The 19,710-nt window shown below is 60.9% G+C and carries 18 protein-coding genes; 10 read left to right on the forward strand and 8 right to left on the reverse strand.

Going from position 1 to position 19,710, the window contains the following annotated elements:
• Positions 1 to 40: 40 nt before the first annotated feature.
• Complete coding sequence (locus SKA53_RS06870) at positions 41 to 1,489, reverse strand: TrkH family potassium uptake protein (RefSeq protein ID WP_040483184.1); 1,449 nt, start codon at positions 1,487 to 1,489, stop codon at positions 41 to 43.
• A gap of 81 nt (positions 1,490 to 1,570) precedes the next feature.
• Between SKA53_RS06870 and SKA53_RS06875 the strand changes: the two genes are divergently transcribed.
• The 3 genes from SKA53_RS06875 (at position 1,571) to SKA53_RS06885 (ending at position 5,579) form a co-directional block, all read left to right on the forward strand.
• Complete coding sequence (locus tag SKA53_RS06875) at positions 1,571 to 2,773, forward strand: FAD-binding domain-containing protein (protein ID WP_007205373.1); 1,203 nt, start codon at positions 1,571 to 1,573, stop codon at positions 2,771 to 2,773.
• A 104-nt stretch (positions 2,774 to 2,877) separates the two neighbouring features.
• Complete coding sequence (locus SKA53_RS06880; RefSeq protein WP_007205374.1) at positions 2,878 to 3,342, forward strand: (2Fe-2S)-binding protein; 465 nt, start codon at positions 2,878 to 2,880, stop codon at positions 3,340 to 3,342.
• Between the two features lie 2 nt (positions 3,343 to 3,344).
• Complete coding sequence (locus SKA53_RS06885; RefSeq protein ID WP_007205375.1) at positions 3,345 to 5,579, forward strand: xanthine dehydrogenase family protein molybdopterin-binding subunit; 2,235 nt, start codon at positions 3,345 to 3,347, stop codon at positions 5,577 to 5,579.
• 3 nt (positions 5,580 to 5,582) lie between these two features.
• Here the strand turns inward: SKA53_RS06885 and SKA53_RS06890 are convergent, their stop codons facing one another.
• From SKA53_RS06890 to SKA53_RS15200, 5 genes are all read right to left on the reverse strand, one after another.
• Positions 5,583 to 6,272, reverse strand: coding sequence for a D-lyxose/D-mannose family sugar isomerase (locus SKA53_RS06890; protein WP_040483186.1), 690 nt, complete (start codon positions 6,270 to 6,272; stop codon positions 5,583 to 5,585).
• Positions 6,273 to 6,289: 17 nt separating this feature from the next.
• Positions 6,290 to 7,057, reverse strand: a complete 768-nt coding sequence (locus SKA53_RS06895; protein WP_007205377.1) for a gamma-glutamyl-gamma-aminobutyrate hydrolase family protein — start codon at positions 7,055 to 7,057, stop codon at positions 6,290 to 6,292.
• Positions 7,058 to 7,197: 140 nt separating this feature from the next.
• Positions 7,198 to 7,626 (reverse strand): GlcG/HbpS family heme-binding protein, encoded by a 429-nt coding sequence (locus SKA53_RS06900; RefSeq protein WP_007205378.1) that lies wholly within the window; start codon positions 7,624 to 7,626, stop codon positions 7,198 to 7,200.
• A gap of 28 nt (positions 7,627 to 7,654) precedes the next feature.
• On the reverse strand, positions 7,655 to 9,802 hold the full coding sequence (locus SKA53_RS06905; RefSeq protein WP_007205379.1) for a malate synthase G: 2,148 nt from the start codon (positions 9,800 to 9,802) through the stop codon (positions 7,655 to 7,657).
• A 99-nt stretch (positions 9,803 to 9,901) separates the two neighbouring features.
• A complete protein-coding gene (locus tag SKA53_RS15200; RefSeq protein ID WP_081440123.1) occupies positions 9,902 to 10,045 on the reverse strand; it encodes a DUF2256 domain-containing protein in 144 nt (47 codons plus the stop codon).
• A gap of 167 nt (positions 10,046 to 10,212) precedes the next feature.
• Here SKA53_RS15200 and SKA53_RS06910 point away from each other — a divergent pair, with 167 nt between their 5' ends.
• The 3 genes from SKA53_RS06910 to SKA53_RS15035 all read left to right on the forward strand — a co-directional run bounded on the left by SKA53_RS06910 (position 10,213) and on the right by SKA53_RS15035 (position 13,135).
• Complete coding sequence (locus SKA53_RS06910; protein WP_007205382.1) at positions 10,213 to 11,088, forward strand: 1-acyl-sn-glycerol-3-phosphate acyltransferase; 876 nt, start codon at positions 10,213 to 10,215, stop codon at positions 11,086 to 11,088.
• A 113-nt stretch (positions 11,089 to 11,201) separates the two neighbouring features.
• Positions 11,202 to 12,713: an Asp-tRNA(Asn)/Glu-tRNA(Gln) amidotransferase subunit GatB gene (gatB, locus tag SKA53_RS06915; RefSeq protein ID WP_040483187.1), complete on the forward strand. Its 1,512-nt coding sequence runs from the start codon at positions 11,202 to 11,204 to the stop codon at positions 12,711 to 12,713.
• 62 nt (positions 12,714 to 12,775) lie between these two features.
• The gene (locus SKA53_RS15035; protein WP_110549013.1) at positions 12,776 to 13,135 is read left to right on the forward strand and encodes a DUF4177 domain-containing protein; all 360 of its coding nucleotides are present in this window, start codon (positions 12,776 to 12,778) and stop codon (positions 13,133 to 13,135) included.
• Here the strand turns inward: SKA53_RS15035 and SKA53_RS06925 are convergent, their stop codons facing one another.
• The gene (locus tag SKA53_RS06925; protein ID WP_007205385.1) at positions 13,136 to 13,354 is read right to left on the reverse strand and encodes a BolA family protein; all 219 of its coding nucleotides are present in this window, start codon (positions 13,352 to 13,354) and stop codon (positions 13,136 to 13,138) included. It abuts the gene before it with no gap.
• Positions 13,355 to 13,465: 111 nt separating this feature from the next.
• Here SKA53_RS06925 and SKA53_RS06930 point away from each other — a divergent pair, with 111 nt between their 5' ends.
• A complete protein-coding gene (locus SKA53_RS06930) occupies positions 13,466 to 14,101 on the forward strand; it encodes a J domain-containing protein (RefSeq protein WP_007205386.1) in 636 nt (211 codons plus the stop codon).
• 120 nt (positions 14,102 to 14,221) lie between these two features.
• Positions 14,222 to 15,208: a cobaltochelatase subunit CobS gene (gene cobS / locus SKA53_RS06935; protein ID WP_007205387.1), complete on the forward strand. Its 987-nt coding sequence runs from the start codon at positions 14,222 to 14,224 to the stop codon at positions 15,206 to 15,208.
• Positions 15,209 to 15,254: 46 nt separating this feature from the next.
• Here cobS and SKA53_RS06940 read toward each other — a convergent pair whose 3' ends face one another.
• Positions 15,255 to 15,839, reverse strand: a complete 585-nt coding sequence (locus SKA53_RS06940) for an NADPH-dependent FMN reductase (RefSeq protein WP_007205388.1) — start codon at positions 15,837 to 15,839, stop codon at positions 15,255 to 15,257.
• Between the two features lie 149 nt (positions 15,840 to 15,988).
• Between SKA53_RS06940 and cobT the strand changes: the two genes are divergently transcribed.
• On the forward strand, positions 15,989 to 17,866 hold the full coding sequence (gene cobT / locus SKA53_RS06945) for a cobaltochelatase subunit CobT (RefSeq protein WP_040483189.1): 1,878 nt from the start codon (positions 15,989 to 15,991) through the stop codon (positions 17,864 to 17,866).
• 62 nt (positions 17,867 to 17,928) lie between these two features.
• A complete protein-coding gene (locus tag SKA53_RS06950; RefSeq protein WP_007205390.1) occupies positions 17,929 to 19,707 on the forward strand; it encodes an aminopeptidase P family protein in 1,779 nt (592 codons plus the stop codon).
• The last annotated feature ends 3 nt before the right edge of the window (positions 19,708 to 19,710 follow it).

The following is a 19,710-nucleotide window of genomic DNA, read 5'->3' on the forward strand; positions in this document are numbered from 1 at the left end:
ATCTTGGGCGTCACATAGGCCCCGCTGCGGCAAGGGTCAATCAGTTGCGCCAGAAGCGGACCGAGATGATGGTCAGCACGACCATCACTTCGAGCCTGCCGATGAACATCGCGATCGCCAATATCCATTTGGCGGGATCGTTGATATTTGCGAAATTGCCCGCCGGTCCAATCTCTGACCCAAGGCCGGGGCCGATATTGGCAATCGCCGTCGCCGCCCCTGACAGCGAGGTGATAAAATCCAGCCCGGTCAGCCCCAGCAGTACCGTGATGATCCCCAACAGCGACACGAAGGCCACGAAAAAGGCGATGACCGAATTGATGACATCATCCCCGATCGGGCGGCCTTCGAACCGCGGGGCGAAAACGCCATGCGGGCTGTGGATCTGGCGGACCTGGCTTTTGATCGCAGCAAACAGGATCTGGTAGCGGAACACCTTGACCGAACAGGCGGTGGACCCGGCACAGCCACCGATCAGCCCGATGAAGAAAAAGGCGACGACAGGAAACGTGCCCCATGTCATGTAATCCGCGCTGGCATAGCCGGTGCCGGACATGATCGACACGATATTGAACATCGCCTCGCGAAAGGCCAGCTCGGTCCAAGCGCCTTCGCGCGCCCAAAGCCAGGCCGTCATCAACATGATGAACAAGCCCAGCAGGGCAAAGAAAACCCTGATCTGGCTGTCGCGCCACAATGGCACGGCCGTGCCGGCCAATAATTGTACATAGCGCACAAAGGGCAATGCCGCGAGGATCATGAACACCACTGCGGTGTAATGGATGCCCGCGTTGAACGCGCCAAAGGAAGTGTCGGTTGTCGCCATGCCACCCGTCGAAACCGTCGTCAACGCATGCACGAACGCATCGAAAGGCGTCATGCCCAAGGCTGCATAGATCAGCCCGCAGGCCATTGTCAGCACCAGATAGATCACCGAAATCTGGCTTGCGATCTGGCCTGCACGCGGCAGGATTTTTCCCATGGTTTCAAAAGCTTCTGAACGGAAAATCTGCATCCCGCCGACCCGCAATTCGGGCAGGAACACCATCGCAACCACAATAATCCCGATCCCGCCCAGCCATTGCAGCAGCCCGCGCCACAACAGTAAGCCAGCAGGCAAAGTTTCGAGCTGGGTAAAGGTCGTGGCTCCGGTCGTTGTCAGCGCGGACATGGCCTCGAAAAAGGCATCGGTCAGGGATGCCTCGGTCGCCCCCAGAATGAACGGGATCGCCCCGAACAATGGCAAGGTCAGCCAGACAAGCGAGGTCAGCAGAAACGTCTGACGCAGGCTTAGCCCCGCCGTCACGCCATTGGCGCAGGCCAGCGCCAGCAAGCCCCCCGTCAGGATCGTCACGATCGCGCTTTCAAAAAAGACGAACCAATGCCGGTCACCTGCCAGCAGGTCGGCCGCCAGCGGCACCAGCATCGTCACCCCGAGCGAGGCAATCAACAGGCCGATCACATATCCAACAGGGCGCAGATCAAACATGCCGCAGCGTTGGACCGCGCCTGCGCCGCTGTCAAGAACGGGCGCCATTGAAACCCGCAAGGCGCGGGTTAATTGGCACGCATGTTTACACCAACCTACACCGACGCTGTAACGCGTCTTGCCGCTTTCACCCCGCATGCGGGCCGCGATTACGCGGCAATGCGCAACCATGATGACATCGCCCATGTCTCGGCGCTGTCGCCCTATATTCGCCACCGGATCATCACCGAAGCAGATGTGCTGCGCGCCGTGCTGGCCCGCCACAGCCCGCAAGCGGCCGAAAAATTTGTGCAAGAGGTGTTCTGGCGCACCTATTGGAAAGGCTGGCTGGAACTGCGCCCCACCGTCTGGGCCAACTACCAGCGCGATCTGGCCGCGGCTATGAACCAGATCCAGACACAGGCGGGCCTGCGCGCGCAATGGGAAACCGCCTGTCTGGGGCAGACCGGGATCGACGGTTTTGACCATTGGGCGCGGCAATTGGCAGATACTGGCTATCTGCACAATCACGCGCGGATGTGGTTCGCATCAATCTGGATTCATACGCTGAAACTACCCTGGGTGTTGGGCGCGGATTTCTTTTTGCGGCATTTGCTGGACGGTGATGCAGCGTCCAACACGCTGTCATGGCGCTGGGTCGGCGGCATCCAGACGCAGGGCAAAGCCTATCTGGCGCAGCCCGACAATATCGCCAAATACACGCAAGGCCGGTTCCGGCCCGAGGGGCTGGCACAGGTTGCCGCCGCCCTGCCCTGCCCGCCGCATCCCGACCGCGGGCCAATGCCTGTCAGCGCCATCATCGACCCGGCCAAACCCACCGGATTGATCGTGACCGAGGATGATTTGTCGCCCGGCTGGTTGCTGGACAAGGTTGCGCCGGTTGCCACCGCCTTTGTACAAACAACCGATCGGCGCAGCCCGTTGCAGGTGGCCCCGATGGTGACAGATTTCGTCGCAGCCGCGATGCGCGATTGTCACACAAGGTTTGCGGACAGGTTGGGCCGCGTCAGCGTGATCAGCGCCGATGCCCTGCCCGATTGGCGCAAGGCCGAAGGATTGGATCAGGTGGTGCTGGCCCATCCCCCTGCCGGCCCGACCGCCGATGCCCTGCGCCATATTGATGCGCTGCGGGTGCTGCGCGCCTATGATCTGGACGCGTGGCCGCATGCCACGCATGGTTTTTTCCGGTTCAAGGATGCGATCCCCAAACTGTTGGGCGGGATCAAGGGCTGGCGGTGCTGTGACCGCAGCGCGCTGCGGTCGCCTCTGGCGGGGATTGCATAAAATCGCGCATCGCGCGAATTGACGATCTGGAAAGATGATGCAGGCTTGATATCAACACGCGCGCTTGGTAAACTAAACATATCAGTTTAGTATATGGGTGCAAGATGGCGATATCTGTGACGATCAATGGCACGGCGCACAGCGTCGATCTGCCGGATAATGTGCCGCTGCTGTGGGTGCTGCGCGACGCAATCGGGCTGACCGGCACCAAATTTGGCTGTGGTATCGCCGCCTGTGGGGCCTGCACCGTGCAGATCGACGGCGTGGCGGTACGGTCCTGTCAGGTGGCGCTCGCCGATGTCTGGGGCGAGGTCACGACGATCGAGGGGCTGGGCCAGCCCGACAATCTGGCGGTGATCCAGCAGGCCTGGATCGACCATCAGGTCGCGCAATGCGGGTATTGCCAGTCGGGCCAGATCATGAACGCCGCCGCCCTGCTGGCCGAGACCCCCACCCCCACGGATGACGATATCGATGCCGCCATGCAGGGCAACCTGTGCCGCTGCGGAACCTACCCGCGCATCCGTGCCGCAATCAAGGACGCGGCGCAGCGTCTGACAGAGGTGTAATCATGGCCAGTCTCCGCAAAATCGCCCGCCGGACGTTCTTGATCGGCTCTGCCGCTATCGCGGGCGGTGTCGCCTTTGGTGTTTATCAGCTTCGCAAGGATGCCCCTAACCCATTGGTCGCAGGCGCAGGCGAGGCGGTGCTGACGCCTTTTGTGCTGCTCAATCAGGACGGCGTGACCGTCATCGCGCCGCGTGCCGAAATGGGCCAAGGTGTGCAGACCACGCTGGCGGCCCTTGTCGCCGAAGAAATGGATGTCGCCTGGGAGGATATCACCGTTCTGCACGGCCCGCCCGCGCAGGCCTATTACAATCAGGCGCTGTTGGGCCTTGCCCTGCCGTTTCGCCATTATGCCGACACCGATTTCCGCCACAGCCTGCGGCAGGGGATCGGGCAGATCGGCAAGTTGCTGCATCTGCAGGTGACGGGGGGATCAACCTCGATCAAGGACGGGTATGAGCGGATGCGCCATGCCGGTGCCAGCGCGCGCGAGGCGCTGAAACTGGCGGCGGCGGCGCAATTGGGCGTTGCAGCCAGCGACCTGCGCACCCAGGACAGCCATGTCATCGCCCCCGACGGCACCCGCATCGCCTATACCGCGCTGGCCGAGGCGGTGCGTGACATTGACCTGCCTGATGTGGAATTGCGGCCCCGATCGGAATGGAAATACCTCGGCAAATCCATGCCGCGCGTCGATATGCGCGCCAAGGCGACAGGCACCGCGCAATTCGCGGGCGATGTGCAGTTGGAGGGGATGCAATTCGCCACCGTGCGCATCAACCCCAAGCGGGCGGGCATGGTATCATATGACGACACTGTGGCGCGCACGATGGATGGCGTCGCCACGGTGATCGACCTTGGCGATGGCATCGCTGTCGTGGCATCGAACACATGGTTGGCCATGCAGGCAGCTCAGGCTGTGGATATCGTCTGGCAAGACGCGGCCTATCCGGCCGATACTGCGGGCATGATGGCCGCGATTGCCGCAGCCTTTGAGACCGAGCCGAACAGCACCGTGCGTGACGATGGTGATGTGAATGCCGCGATTGAAGGCACTGAAATCGTCGCAGAATATACCGTGCCTTTCCTTGCCCATGCCACGATGGAACCGATGAATGCCACAGCCCTGTTCACTGGCGACAGGTTGGAGATCTGGACAGGCAACCAAGCCCCGGTGATCACGCGCGACAAATGCGCAGCGGTCGCGGGGATCGCCCCCGAGGCTGTCACCGTGCATACGACGCTGATGGGCGGCGGTTTCGGGCGGCGCGCCGAGACGGATTATTCGGTGCAGGCGGCCCGCATTGCCACAGCCCTGCCCGGCACGCCGATCCGCATGACATGGACCCGTGAAGAGGATATGCGCCACGATTTCTATCGCCCCGCTGCCATGGCACGGTTTCGCGGTGTGGTCGCGGATGGCGCGGCGCAATTGATCGACGGCCAGATCGCAGCACCTTCGGTGTTTCAGCAATCCAGCTTTCGCCAGATGGGGCAGGTTCCCCCCGGCCCTGACCGCGCCCATGTCGAAGGGGCAGCAGACCAACCCTACGACGTGCCGCATTTCCGCATCACAGGCCATCTGGCCGATCTGGCCGTGCCGGTCGGGTTCTGGCGGTCGGTGGCGGCGTCGTTCAACGGGTTCTTTCTGGATACCTTCATCGACGAGATGGCCCATGCCGCAGGCACTGATCCATTGCAATTCCGGCTGGCACTGGCGGAACGTGAACATGCGCCATCTGCCGGCGTGATCCGTGCCGTGGGTGAAATGTGCGGCTGGACGGGCGAAACACCTGCCAATATCGGGCGCGGCGTGGCGTTTTGTCATTCCTTCGGGACCGCCACCGCACAGGTGGTCGAGGTCGAGGATACCGGGCGCGGCATCCGCATTAACCATTGCTGGATCGCCTGCGACCCAGGCATCGCATTGGACCCTGCGATTATCGAGGCGCAGATGATTTCAGGCGCGATCTATGGTCTGTCGGCCGCCATGCAGGAAGAGGTGACCTTCACCGACGGCGCCGCCGATCAGGGCAATTTCACCGATTACGATGCGCTTCGGATGCATACGGCGCCGCGTTTCGATGTGCGTATCCTGGAAACCAGCGCACATCTGGGCGGCATCGGTGAACCCGGCACACCGCCTGCGATGCCGGCACTTGGCAATGCCTTGTTCGATCTGACAGGCGTGCGCGCGCGGGAATTACCGCTGATCAAGACCTTTGATCTGATCCTTTAGGGGTCAGATCGCCAACCAATCGCGATAGTCGCTGACCAGCAGGTGGGTGGGGGCGACATCTTCCTCGATCTGCGCAAAACGGCCGATCGGCTCGCGGAAGATGTTGTCCGTCTCATCGTCGTTGACGGTCGACACCTCGCCGATCAGCACATCGCCCCCCTCGCCCCAAAAGGCGTGCCAGTCACCGGGCATCAATGTCACGCTTTCACCGGGGGCAAGGCGCAGCTTGTCTGCGGGGGCGAAAGCCCGCGTGATCCCGTCGCACCTGACCACGCCACCGACCGTTTCGTCGAACGCGCCGTCAGGGTCTGAGCCGTAAAGTTCCACCACCAGCGTCGCACCGCCACGGTTGATGATATCCTCGGCCTTGATGACATGGGTATGCATCGGCGACAGCTGGTCCTGTTTGGAAATCAACAGCTTTTCCGCATAACACATGCCGCCGCCGCGCCGCAGGTCGGCCAGCCGCCCATTGCGCAGGGTGAACAGGAACAGCCCCATTTGATCGTAACGCCCTGCGCCGTAATCGGTGATGTCCCAGCCGCAGCGCGCGTCAATGACAGCGCGGGCATCGCTGGCGCGGGCTTTGAACTGGTCGGGTGACCAATAGGCCCAAGGCGGCAGGGTAAAGCCGTGCGACCGGATCATCTGGTCGGCCTCGGCCATGATCGCATTGATGCGTGACCGTTTCATACAGGCAGGGTCATGCGTCATGATACCTTGCGCAAGGCCCCTGCCGCCCAGTCACGGCAGGCATCACCAAAGGCGGTGAACAGCGGGCGCGACACCGGATCGGCATCGGCGTTCCATTCGGGATGCCATTGCACCGACATGGTGAAACCGGGAGCGTCGGCAATGTAAATCGCCTCTGGCGTGCCATCGGGGGCATGGCCATCGACGATAACGCGGGGGCCAGCCTGCTTGATACCTTGGCCATGCAGCGTGTTGGTCATCACGCTGGGCGCGCCCATCAGCTTGTGAAACACCCCACCGGGGCGAAAGGTGACGGTATGGCGCAGGGCAAATTTTTCCTCAAGTGACCCATCGGGGGGCATCCGGTGATTGTCGCGCCCGGGCAGATCGCGGATTTCAGGGAACAGCGTGCCGCCCATGGCGACATTTACCTCTTGAAAGCCGCGGCAGATGCCAAGGATCGGCTGGCCGCGTGCCACGCAAGCGCGGATCAGCGGCAGGGTCAGTCGGTCACGGTCACGGTCGAATGTGCCATGGGCGGGGGTTTCTTGTTCGCCATATTCTTCGGGGTGGACGTTGGCGCGCGCGCCGGGGAATACAAAACCGTCACAAATATCCAGCAAGGTATCAATACAGACCAGCCCCGGATGCGAGGGGACGATCAAGGGCTGGCAGCCCGACACCTCGGCCAAGGCTTGCGCATTCATGGTGCCGGCGGCATGGGCAGGATATTCGTCGTTGATCAGATAGCTGTTGCCGATAATTCCGATCACTGGCCGGCGCATGTCATTCTCCTGCAGATTTATCCGAACGATAGCCGTGGCAGGACCAAAGCGGAAGGGATGTCATGCGCACAAGGGGGCATGCGCTGGCGCACATGCCCGTCAATGCGGCATTTGCAGGGTCTGACGCGCGAAAATCGCGCTTAGGCTTCGCCGATCAGCCCCGCGGCCTCGATCCCTGCCATGGCGGCGATGACGTCATTGTCGGATGTGTCACCCGTCACGCCGACAGCACCGATCACGCCGCCCTTTTTGTCGCGCAGCAACACACCGCCCGGCACCGGCACGACCTGCCCGCCATAGACGCCATTGATCGCGGCCATGAAATAGGCCTGGCTTTCCGCCCGCGCCATCTGTGCCTTGCCTGCCATGCCCAGCATGACGGACCCGTAAGCCTTGCCATGGGCAATGCCGAACCGGCCGGGCGATGCGCCGTCTTCACGCTCGAACGCCTTCACATGGCCGCCCGCGTCCAGCACGACAACAGACAGCGGTTTCAGCCCCAGTTCGCGGCCTGTCGCCAGCGCCTTGCGGATGATCATGCGGGCTTTGGTGATCGAAATATCTGACATTCTCGTCTCCTTATCAGGCGTCGCCGCCTTAGTGATTGCGTTGCGCTTTCAGTTCCAGACGCCGCCGGTGCAGCACGGGTTCGGTATAGCCGGACGGCTGTTCACGCCCCAGAAACACCAGATCGCAGGCCGCCTGAAAGGCGATGCCACTGAAATCGGGGGCCATCGGACGATAGGCCGGATCACCCGCATTCTGGTCATCCACCACGCGGGCCATTTTCTGCATTGCCGCCATCACCTGATCGCGGCCGACCACGTCATGGTGCAGCCAATTGGCCAAGGCTTGCGACGAAATCCGGCAGGTAGCGCGGTCTTCCATCAAAGCCACGTTGTTGATGTCGGGCACTTTGGAACAGCCGACACCCTGATCGATCCAGCGCACCACATAGCCCAGGATACCTTGGGCGTTGTTTTCCACCTCGCGCATTTTCTGCGCATCGGTCCAGCGCTGATATTGTGCCAGCGGAATATCAAGGATCGAGGACACATAGGCCCGACGCCCGCCTTTGCGCAGACGTGCCTGCACCGCCATCACGTCGATCTTGTGGTAATGCAGCGCGTGCAATGTCGCGGCTGTCGGGCTTGGCACCCAGGCACAATTGGCACCCGATTGCGGATGGCCGATTTTCTGTTCCAGCATCGCGGCCATCAGGTCGGGCATCGCCCACATCCCCTTGCCGATCTGCGCGCGCCCCGAAAAGCCGCATTCCAGACCGATATCGACGTTCTGATCCTCGTAGGCGCCGATCCACTGCTTGCGCTTGATGAAATCCTTGCGGCTGAATGGCCCTGCTTCCATCGAAGTGTGGATTTCATCGCCGGTGCGGTCCAGAAAACCTGTGTTGATGAATGCGACACGGGATTTCGCGGCGCGGATACATTCCTTGAGGTTGACAGTCGTGCGCCGTTCCTCATCCATGATGCCGATCTTGACGGTGTTTCGCGGCAGGCCCAGCGCATCCTCGACCGCGGCAAAGATATCATTGGTAAAGGCGACCTCTTCAGGGCCGTGCATTTTGGGTTTGACCACATAGACAGACCCGCGCGCGGAATTGCCGCCCTCGTGTTTCAGGTCATGCAGCGCGATCAGCGTGGTGATCATCGCATCCATCAGACCTTCGAACACCTCTGCGCCATCCGCATCAAGGATCGCGGGGTTCGTCATCAGATGGCCAACGTTCCTGATCCACAAAAGCGCACGCCCTTTGAGCGTGACCTTGCCACCGGTGGCGGTCGTGTATTCACGGTCGGCGGCCAGTTTGCGGGTCATCGTCTTGCCGTTCTTGACCATCTCGGCGCTCAGATCGCCTTTCATCAAGCCAAGCCAGTTGCCGTAGGCCAAGACCTTATCTTCGGCATCGACGCAGGCGACTGAATCTTCGCAATCCATGATCGCGGAAACAGCACTTTCCAGCCGCACATCTGCCAGCAAAGCCTGATCGCGGCTGCCGATGGGATGGGCGCGGTCGAACACCAGTTCGACATGCAGCCCGTTGTTCACCAGCACCACCGCATCGGGCGCCTTGGCATTGCCGCGATAGCCGACGAATTTCGCAGGGTCGCGCAGGGGGGCATCATCGACCAACAATTGGCCGTCCTGCACATGATAGCGCGCGACATCGGCGTGGCTTTTGCCTTCGATCGGGAAAGCCTCGTCCAGAAACACGCGCACGCGGGCAACGACACGCGCGCCATGGCCACGGTCATAGCCGCCAGCGGGGGGCAGTGTGCCCATCGCATCGGTGCCATAAAACGCGTCATAAAGACTGCCCCAACGCGCATTTGCCGCATTCAGCGCAAAACGGGCATTGGTGATCGGCACAACCAGCTGTGGCCCGGGAATCGTGGCAATTTCGGGGTCCACATTGGCGGTGTCGATTTCGAAATCATCGCCCTCGGGGACAAGATAGCCGATGTCCTTGAGAAAATGTTCATAGGCCACGCGGTCATGCGGTTTGCCGCGCTGGGCCACATGCCAAGCGTCGATGGCCGATTGCAGATCGTCACGTTTTTGCAGCAAGGCGCGGTTGCGCGGTGTCATCTTGGCCAGCAGCCCGGCAAAACCGGCCCAAAAAGCATCAGGGCTGATGCCGGTTCCCGGCAAGGCGCTTGTATCAATAAAGCTAGCCAATTCATTGGCGACCTGAAGCCCGTGTTTTGTGACGCGATCTGTCATGTCTGTTCTTCCTTATGTCCTTGGCATGCAGCGGCATACCTTTTCTTCGGGTCACGAATTAGAACACTAGTTTCCGATAGGCAACACGGGCGGGCAGATTCAATTGCGCGTCCCGCGGCACTTGTCCGAACAATACCGCACGGCATCCCAGACCTTCGCCCATTTCTTGCGCCAAGTGAAAGGCCTGCCGCAGGTGGCACAGGTTTTTTGGGGCAGGTCGGATTTTTTGCGCATTTTGGCCATGGCCGCCAGCTAGGTCAGCACAGGGTGAAATCCACAGGCAATCGTCAATATAGTCAGACGCGCGGGATCTCGCTGGTCTGAGGTTGTACAAAGCAGCCGATTTGCAATCTATAGGAAAAAATCGTAATGTCGTGGAACCGTTACAAAAGTCTGGTGTTTGATATCCTATGGAAGAGCGTATCACGCCATTGATAGCAGAACGTGCACCGTGGCTTTATGCGGACAGGCCCGGCACGGCCTATGTCCGGCGGGCGCTGCACACGATGCTGGGGTATGAAAAAACGCTCAAGATCGCACGCAATCTCGAACATGCCGACCCCGCCCAGATCATGCGCGACATGGCAGACCGGCTGGCGCTGATGGTGTCCAGCAGGGGGTTTGGGCATCTGCCCGTGCATGGCCCCGCGCTGATCGTGGCGAATCATCCCACGGGAATCGCGGATGGGATCATCCTGAACCACCTGATCGCACGCAGCCGGCCTGACGCCTATTTCTTTGCCAACCGCGATATCCTGCGGGTGTTTCCGCAGATGGACAGCATGATCGCCCCCGTCGAATGGCGCAAACCATTGCGCAGCCATGCCAAGACCCGCGAAACCATGGCATTTGTGCGCCAAGCGACCGAGGCAGGGCGGCTTGGCGTGATCTTTCCATCAGGACGGCTGGCCAAACGGCGCTGGCTGTCGCTGCATGAACGGCCATGGATGGCATCGGCGGCGATGCTGGCGCGTAAATTCGACCTGCCGGTGATTCCCGTGAACATTCAGGCCCGCAATTCGGCGCTGTTTTACCTGTTCGACCGCATCCACCCAACGCTGCGCGACATCACCCTGTTTCACGAGACGCTCAATAAGGACCGCCAGCCTTTCGTCGTGACCATGGGCGAGCCGATTTCCGCCGCGGCCATTCCGCGCGACCCCGAACAGGGCATCGCTCTGCTGCGCGCGGCCACGCTGGCCTTGGGCGGGGAACATGCACCAGTGGTCAATCTGATCGCCACAACGCGGCCTTGGCTGTCCAAAGGCGCGCCCAGCGCATCTTGAAGCGGGGGCCGCGTTCTTTTAAAGATCGCGCAAAGCTGCGCGGTTCGCTAAAGATCGCGCATACCTGCGCGTTTCGCTGTTGATCGTGCAGACCTGAACCAAGGATGCCCGCGATGCTTGACCTGACGTATGACGCCCCCACCCCCAAAGTGATTTCCGGTGCGACCGGCGATTGGGAATTGGTCATCGGGCTGGAAGTCCATGCACAGGTCGCCACCAACGCCAAATTGTTTTCCGGGGCCTCCACCTTGTTTGGGGCCGAACCCAACAGCAATGTGGCCTTTGTTGATGCTGGCATGCCCGGTATGTTGCCCGTGATCAACGAAGCCTGCGTGGCGCAGGCCGTGCGCACCGGGCTAGGGCTGAAGGCGCAGATCAACCTGACATCGGCCTTTGACCGCAAGAATTATTTCTATCCCGACCTGCCGCAGGGCTATCAGATCAGCCAGCTCTATCACCCTATCGTGGGCGAAGGCGAAGTGCTGGTCGAAATGGGCAATGGCACCGCGCGTCTGGTGCGGATCGAACGCATCCACCTTGAACAGGACGCGGGCAAGTCGATCCATGATATGGACCCTACGATGTCGTTTGTGGATCTCAACCGCACCGGTGTCGCGCTGATGGAAATCGTCAGCCGCCCCGATATTCGCGGGCCAGAGGAAGCGGCCGCCTATGTGCTCAAACTGCGCCAGATCATGCGGTATCTGGGCACCTGCGATGGCAATATGCAAAACGGCAACCTGCGCGCCGATGTGAACGTGTCGGTCTGCCGTCCGGGGGATTACGAACGCTATCAGGCGACACAGGATTTCAGCCACCTTGGCACGCGCTGCGAGATCAAGAACATGAACTCGATGCGATTCATCCAGATGGCCATTGATTTCGAGGCGCGTCGCCAGATTGCGCTGCTTGAGGATGGTAAATCGGTCACGCAGGAAACCCGTCTTTATGATCCGGACCGGAATGAAACCCGCTCGATGCGGTCCAAGGAAGAGGCGCATGATTACCGCTATTTCCCCGACCCGGACCTTTTGCCTTTGGAAATAGAACAAGCTTGGGTCGATGATATTGCGGCCCATTTGCCCGAATTGCCCGATACCAAAAAGGCACGGTTTATTGCCGATTACGGCCTGTCGGATTATGATGCTTCTGTGCTGACCGCCGAAGGTGAAAATGCGGCGTTTTTTGAAAAAGCCGCCGAAGGCCGCGATGGAAAACTGGCGGCGAATTGGGTGATTAACGAATTGTTTGGACGTCTGAAAAAGGACGACCGCGATATCGCCGACAGCCCGATTTCTGCGCAGCGGCTGGGCCAGATCATCGGGCTGATCAAATCCGACACGATTTCGGGCAAGATCGCCAAGGATGTGTTCGACATCGCCTATACCCAAGACCGCGACCCCGAAGAAATCGTTGCCACCGAAGGGATGACCCAAGTCACCGATACCGGCGCGATCGAAGAGGCGGTGGATGCGATCATCGCCGCCAATCCCGATCAGGTCGAAAAGGCCAAGGCCAATCCGAAACTGGCGGGCTGGTTCGTCGGTCAGGTGATGAAGGCCACAGGCGGAAAGGCCAATCCGGCCGCCGTCAACCAGATCGTCGCCGCGCGGTTGGGTCTTTAGGACGGTTGGACATCGGCGGCAGGCTTGGTATGGTCCGGCAGGTCGGTCCAAGGGAAAACGCGATGACATATGAATACAAGGTCGTACCGGCCCCCCTGCGCGGCACCAAGGCCCCCGGCGTCAAGACGAACGAGGATCGCTTTGCCCTGTCGCTGGAAACCGTGATGAATGATCTTGCCGCCGATGGCTGGGAATACCTGCGCGCCGACACCCTGCCCTGCGACCAGCGCGAAGGCTTGATGAGCCGGACAACGGTCTATCAGAACATGCTGGTGTTCCGCCGGACCAAGGTTGCCAACACCGCACCCAAGATGAAACAGCAACGCGCGGTGCCAACCATGACAGCCCCTGCCCCGCAGGTGCCGAAAAAACCCGTGACGCCAGACACCCGTACTGCGCCGGACGTGGCCGGGGGCGACTGATCAGCGCAGATCAATCGCCAGCGCGTGAATCCGTCCCATCAGGTCCGGACCAATGGCTGTATGGATCGCGCGGTGGCGCGCGATGCGCGACATATCGTCCAATGCGGCGGCCTTGATCACTACCCGCCAATGGCTTTCGCCTGACCCGTCGTCACCGGCATGGCCCGCGTGTTTGTGGCTTTCGTTGATCACATCGAGCATCTGGGGATCGAGCGTCATCAGTCTTGTATGAATTTCAGCCTGCAATGCCATTATTTTCCCTCTACCCTCTTCTCTCTGTCGCTCAGGGGTCTACAGTCTGTCGTCCGAGTCGGAAAGATGAGATGCACAATGAAAAAAGATGATCCCTTTGGTTTCGATATGTCTGTATCGGGATCCAAGAAAAAGAATCCACGCGGCCGGCGTGGCATGTCGGGGGCATCCGAAACTTCTACGCGTGTCTGCGATCACGACGGCTGCGAACTTGCCGCGCCATTCCGCGCGCCGAAATCACCCGATGTGCTGGATGATTATTTCTGGTTCTGTCAGGAACATGTCCGCGAATACAATCTGAAATGGAATTTCTTTGACACCACGTCAGAGGCCGAATTGGCCGCGCTGATGGACAAGGACCGCGTCTGGGACCGCCCGACAAAGCCGTTCAAACGCTCGGTCGAGGAACGTGCCTGGGCGCGTCTGGGCGTCGATGACCCGCATCAGGTACTGGGGGCCAATGCCACCCGCAATCCGGGCCGTGGTGCCGCTGTCGGGCGCAAGCTGCCACCGACCGAACGGCGCGCCATCGACATTCTGGACGCCAAGGACAATTGGTCCAAGCCGCAAATCCGCAAAGCCTATAAATCGCTGATCAAGGTGCTGCACCCCGATATGAACGGTGGCGACCGCAGCCAGGAAGAACAATTGTCCGAGGTCGTCTGGGCCTGGGACCAGATCAAGGTCAGCCGGAACTTTCGCGATACCGATTGATCTTGTGCTCGCAGCACCGGCGGGCCGCGCAATGCGGTCAGACGGGGTGGCGCTTGCTGCTGGCTGCGTTATGTTACACCCGACACCCGATTGCGACATCTTAACGAAAAGGCAAGGCACATGGCCGACGGCACCACAGACATGCACGCGAAACCGACCGAGGATATTTCGGTCAGGGACGTGTTTGGCATCGACAGCGACATGAAGATCAAGGGCTTCGCCGACCGCACCGACCGCGTGCCAGAGATCGACACCACTTATAAATTCGACCCCGACACGACTTTGGCAATCCTTGCTGGCTTTGGTTATAACCGGCGCGTGATGATCCAAGGCTATCACGGCACCGGCAAATCGACGCATATCGAACAGGTGGCGGCGCGGTTGAACTGGCCTGCGGTGCGGGTCAATCTTGACAGCCATATCAGCCGGATCGACCTGATCGGCAAAGACGCGATCAAGCTGCGCGACGGCGTGCAGGTCACCGAATTCCACGAAGGCATCCTGCCTTGGGCCTTGCGCAACCCTGTCGCCATCGTATTCGACGAATATGACGCGGGGCGCGCGGATGTGATGTTCGTGATCCAGCGCGTGCTGGAAACCGATGGCAAGCTGACGCTGATGGACCAGAACGAAATCATCACCCCCAACCCCTATTTCCGCCTGTTCGCAACGGCCAACACGGTCGGTCTGGGCGATACGACGGGGCTGTATCACGGCACCCAGCAGATCAACCAAGCGCAGATGGACCGCTGGTCGATGGTGGTGACACTGAACTATCTGTCGCATGATGCCGAGGCCGCGATCGTGCTGTCGAAATCACCGCATTACAACAATGAAAAAGGCCGCCGCACGATCAGCCAGATGGTCACCGTCGCAGACCTGACGCGCACGGCATTCATGAATGGCGATCTCAGCACGGTGATGTCGCCGCGCACAGTGCTGGCATGGGCAGAAAACGCGCGGATTTTCAGCAATGTGGGCTATGCGTTCCGGCTGTCATTCCTGAACAAATGCGACGAACTGGAACGCCAGACGGTGGCGGAATTCTATCAGCGCTGTTTTGACGAAGAATTGCCGGAAAGTGCAGCGAGCTTGAGCCTGCGATAGTTTGCAGACGTAAGGTGGACTTAAGTCCACCTTACGTCATGGTCATTCAACCACGAGCGGCCTTGGTCGCATTCGCCCACCAGACGATATCGTCCAGCGTTGCATTGACCGAAGGCATCAGGTGATCGGCGATCGTGTCGATCTCTGCATTGGCCCCCAAGGGATGCACGCCAAAGAAATCACCGCCGCCGATATGCACGGCATTGCGCGTTGGCACCATTTGCAGTTCCACCGCGATATTGCGCAGATGTTCCAGCGCGCGTGTGCCGCCAACCGACCCGTAAGCGATGGCCGACATCGGTTTGCGGTTCCATTCGTTATAGGCCTGATCCAGCGCGTTCTTCAGCGCGCCGGTGATCGAGCGGTTATATTCGGCGACAACAAAGATGTAGCCGTCGAATTCACCGATCTTTTGCTGCCATTTCACGGCGCGCGCATCAGAGGATGGCATCCACAGGTTGCTGGCCATCTCGTCGAACAGCGGCAGGTCGAAATCGCGCAGATCGACCAGTTCAACATCCATGTCGTCACGAGCCTGCGCCTGTTTCAGCATCCAGGCGGCGGGTTTGTCGGCAAAGCGGGTGGCGCGGGTCGATCCGATGATCAGGGCGATCTTTGGTTTCGTGGTCATGTTGTCTCTCCAGACTTGTATGTGATGGGCCTTACATGCGGCAGGCCACGCTGTCTGGCTACAAGCGCCACGGCGCAGGCCCTGTGCAAAAATACGCAGGGCGCGCAGCACCCCTTGCCCCTGCCCTGATCCGGTGGTTTATCTTTCGCATGCAAAAACCATCCGACAACCCCGCCGATCCGTTCAAAAAGGCCCTGGCCGAGGCGACCAAGGTCATGGCCAACGACCCCGAATTGTCGGTGACCTTTTCAGTCGATCCGTCCGGCCAGACGGCGGACAGCATGCGCCTGCCGCAGGTGTCGCGCCGCATGACCCGCGACGAGGTGTTGCTGGCGCGTGGCACGGCCGACAGTTTCGCGCTGCGCCACAGGTTCCACGATACCGCCACCGCCGCGCGCTATATGCCGCAAGGCCAGATGGCGCGTGATCTTTATGACGCGATGGAAACCGCCCGGATCGAAGCCGTAGGCGCGCAATACATGCCCGGCACCGCCGGCAATATCGACGCCAAGATCGGCAATGACGCGCGGCGCAAAGGCTATGACCAGATCACCCAAGCCGCGGATGCGCCTTTGCCCATCGCAGCGGGCTATCTGATCCGGCATCTGGCGACCGGGCGCGCCCTGCCTGCGGGGGCGGATAATGTCATGCAACTCTGGCGCGGGTTCATCGAGGATCATTGCGGCGGCACGCTCGAAAACCTGAGCGCCACGCTGAACGACCAGAAAGAATTCGCCCGTTTTGCACGCCAGTTGATTGCCGATCTGGGCTATGGTGACCAGCTGGGCGATGATCCTGACCAGTTGGACGATGATCAGGATGACGCAGCCGAAGATGGCGGCGATGATCAGAACGAACCTGACAGCACCGGCGACGACGAAGGCGACAGCGAAGAGGCCGAAGCCAGCCCCGAACAAAGCCAGCAAAGCCAGCAAGACGCCAAACAGGCGCAGGTCAGCATGGATGACCAGGCCGATGCCGAGATGGGCGAAGAGGTCGACATGCCCGAGGGCGAGGCCCCGATGGACCCGCCGCAGCCTGCCCCCGTGTCCGATGCCGACCCCGATTACAAGGTCGCCTATACCGCCTTTGACGAGGAAATCGGCGCGCAGGATCTGGCCGAGCCGGTGGAACTGGACCGCTTGCGCGCCTATCTGGACCAGCAGCTGGACCCGCTGAAAGGGGCCGTGTCGCGGCTGGCCAACAAGCTGCAGCGCCGGTTGCAGGCGCAGCAGAACCGGTCTTGGGAATTCGACCGCGAAGAAGGTATCCTCGATGCCGGACGGCTTGCGCGGGTTGTGGCCTCGCCCACCACACCGCTGAGTTTCAAGGTCGAAAAGGACACCGAATTCCGCGACACCGTGGTCACGCTATTGCTGGACAATTCCGGCTCGATGCGCGGCCGTCCGATTTCCATTGCTGCGATCTGCGCCGATGTGATGGCGCGCACGCTGGAACGCTGCGACGTGAAGGTCGAGATTCTGGGCTTTACCACCAAGGCATGGAAAGGCGGCCAAAGCCGCGAGAAATGGCTGGCCGATGGCCGCCCTGCCACCCCCGGCCGTCTGAATGATCTGCGCCATATCATCTATAAATCGGCCGATGCGCCGTGGCGGCGGACCCGCCCCAATCTGGGGTTGATGATGAAAGAAGGCTTGCTGAAGGAAAATATCGACGGCGAGGCGCTGGAATGGGCGCATCGCCGGATCACCGCGCGGCATGAGCAGCGCAAGGTCTTGATGGTGATTTCCGATGGGGCGCCGGTCGATGACAGCACCTTGTCGGTGAATCCGGCAAATTATCTCGAAAAGCATCTGCGCGACGTGATCGCGATGATCGAAAAGCGCCGCGCGGTCGAGCTGATCGCCATCGGGATCGGCCATGATGTGACCCGCTATTACGAACGCGCGGTCACCATTACCGATGTCGAGCAATTGGCAGGGGCCATGACAGAGCAGTTGGCCAGCTTGTTCGACAATGATCCGCGCAAAAGGGCGCGCGTCTTGGGAATGCGCAGGGTCGGCTGATCCGGTTTTTCAAACCGGAGGCCTTCGGCGAGAGTATTTTTGGAAAAGAGAAGGGGCGCGCGATGTTCCAGAGTTTCAAAGCCCAATCCAACCCTGACCAGGGGCCAGCGCGCCTGAATGATTTGCGGGCCGAGATGCTGGCGGCGGGGGTGGATGCCTTTGTCGTGCCACGCGCCGATGCGCATCAGGGCGAATATGTCGCCGCCCGCGATGCACGGCTGCGCTGGCTGACGGGGTTCTCCGGCTCGGCGGGGTTTTGCGTTGTCTTGCAAGACCGTGCAGGCGTGTTCATCGACGGGCGCTACCGCGTGCAGGTGTTGGCAGAGGTGGCGGATTGTTACGCACCGGTCCATTGGCCCGAGGTGCAGCTGGCTGACTGGCTGAAAGAGGCGCGCCCTGCCGGCGGTGTGCTGGGCTATGATCCCTGGCTGCATAGTGTGGACGAGATCGCAAAGCTGCGCGCTGCCCTGCCTGCATTCGATCTGCGTGCGGGGGACAATCTGGTGGACCGGATCTGGCAAGACCAGCCTGCCCCGCCGGCTGCGCCTTTTGCGGTGCAGCCGCTGGATCTTGCTGGCGAGGATCATGCTGCCAAACGCGCGCGGCTGGCGGCGGCGCTGGGGGCGGATGCCTGCGTGCTGACCTTGCCTGATTCTATCGCCTGGCTGCTGAACATCCGTGGCAACGACATTCCGCGCAATCCGGTGCCGCAGGGTTTTGCCATTTTGTACCGCAACGGGGCTGTCAGCTTGTTCGCGGGGGCGGGCAAGGCAGACGGGATTGCCGATCATCTGGGACCAGACGTCAGCCTGCGCGATGTCGCGGATTTCCTGCCTGAATTGCAGGGGCTGACCGGCACCGTGCAGATCGACCCCAAGACCTGCCCCGATCTGGTGGCCAGCATGCTGGCTGTGGCAAGGCAGGTCCATGCGCCTGACCCCTGCATCCTGCCCAAGGCCTGCAAGAACGCTACCGAGATCGCGGGCGCGCGCGCCGCCCATGACCGCGATGCCGTGGCGATGGTGCGGTTTCTGGCATGGCTGGATACCACTGCCCCAACAGGCGGGTTAAGCGAGATTGACGTCGTGCGCGCGCTCGAAGCATTCCGCCGCGAGACCAATGCCCTGTGCGACATCAGTTTCGAGACGATCTGCGGGTCCGGCCCCAATGCCGCCATCGTGCATTACCGTGTCAGCGAGGCCAGCAACCGCCCGCTGGGGCAGGACGCCTTGCTGCTGGTGGACAGTGGCGGGCAATATCAGGACGGCACCACCGATATCACCCGCACCATCGCCATCGGCACGCCGACCGCGACGCACAGCACCTGTTACACCCGCGTCTTGCAGGGGATGATCGCGATCAGCCGTATCCGGTTTCCGCGTGGTGTGGGCGGGCAGCATCTGGATGCGCTGGCGCGCGCGCCTTTGTGGTTGGCGGGGATGGATTACGACCATGGCACCGGCCACGGTGTCGGCAGTTATCTGAGCGTGCATGAAGGCCCGCAGGGGATTTCGCGCCGGTCCGAGGTGGCCTTGCACGAGGGGATGATCCTGTCGAACGAACCGGGCTATTACCGCGCGGGCGATTTCGGCATCCGGATCGAGAACCTGATCGTCACGTGCAAGGCCCCGCCCCTGCAAGGTGGCGACGGGCGCGACATGCTGGCCTTTGAGACGCTGACGCATGTCCCGTTTGAGCGACGCCTGATTGATGTGGATTTGTTAAGCGACGCAGAACGGGACTGGATTGATCGCTATCATGCCGATACGTTAACAAGTATTGGCCCGCGCGTTGATCAAGCTACATATGAATGGTTGGTCGCTGCTTGCGCCCCCCTATAATCC

This window comes from Yoonia vestfoldensis SKA53 (assembly GCF_000152785.1).
Lineage (GTDB): Bacteria > Pseudomonadota > Alphaproteobacteria > Rhodobacterales > Rhodobacteraceae > Yoonia > Yoonia vestfoldensis_A.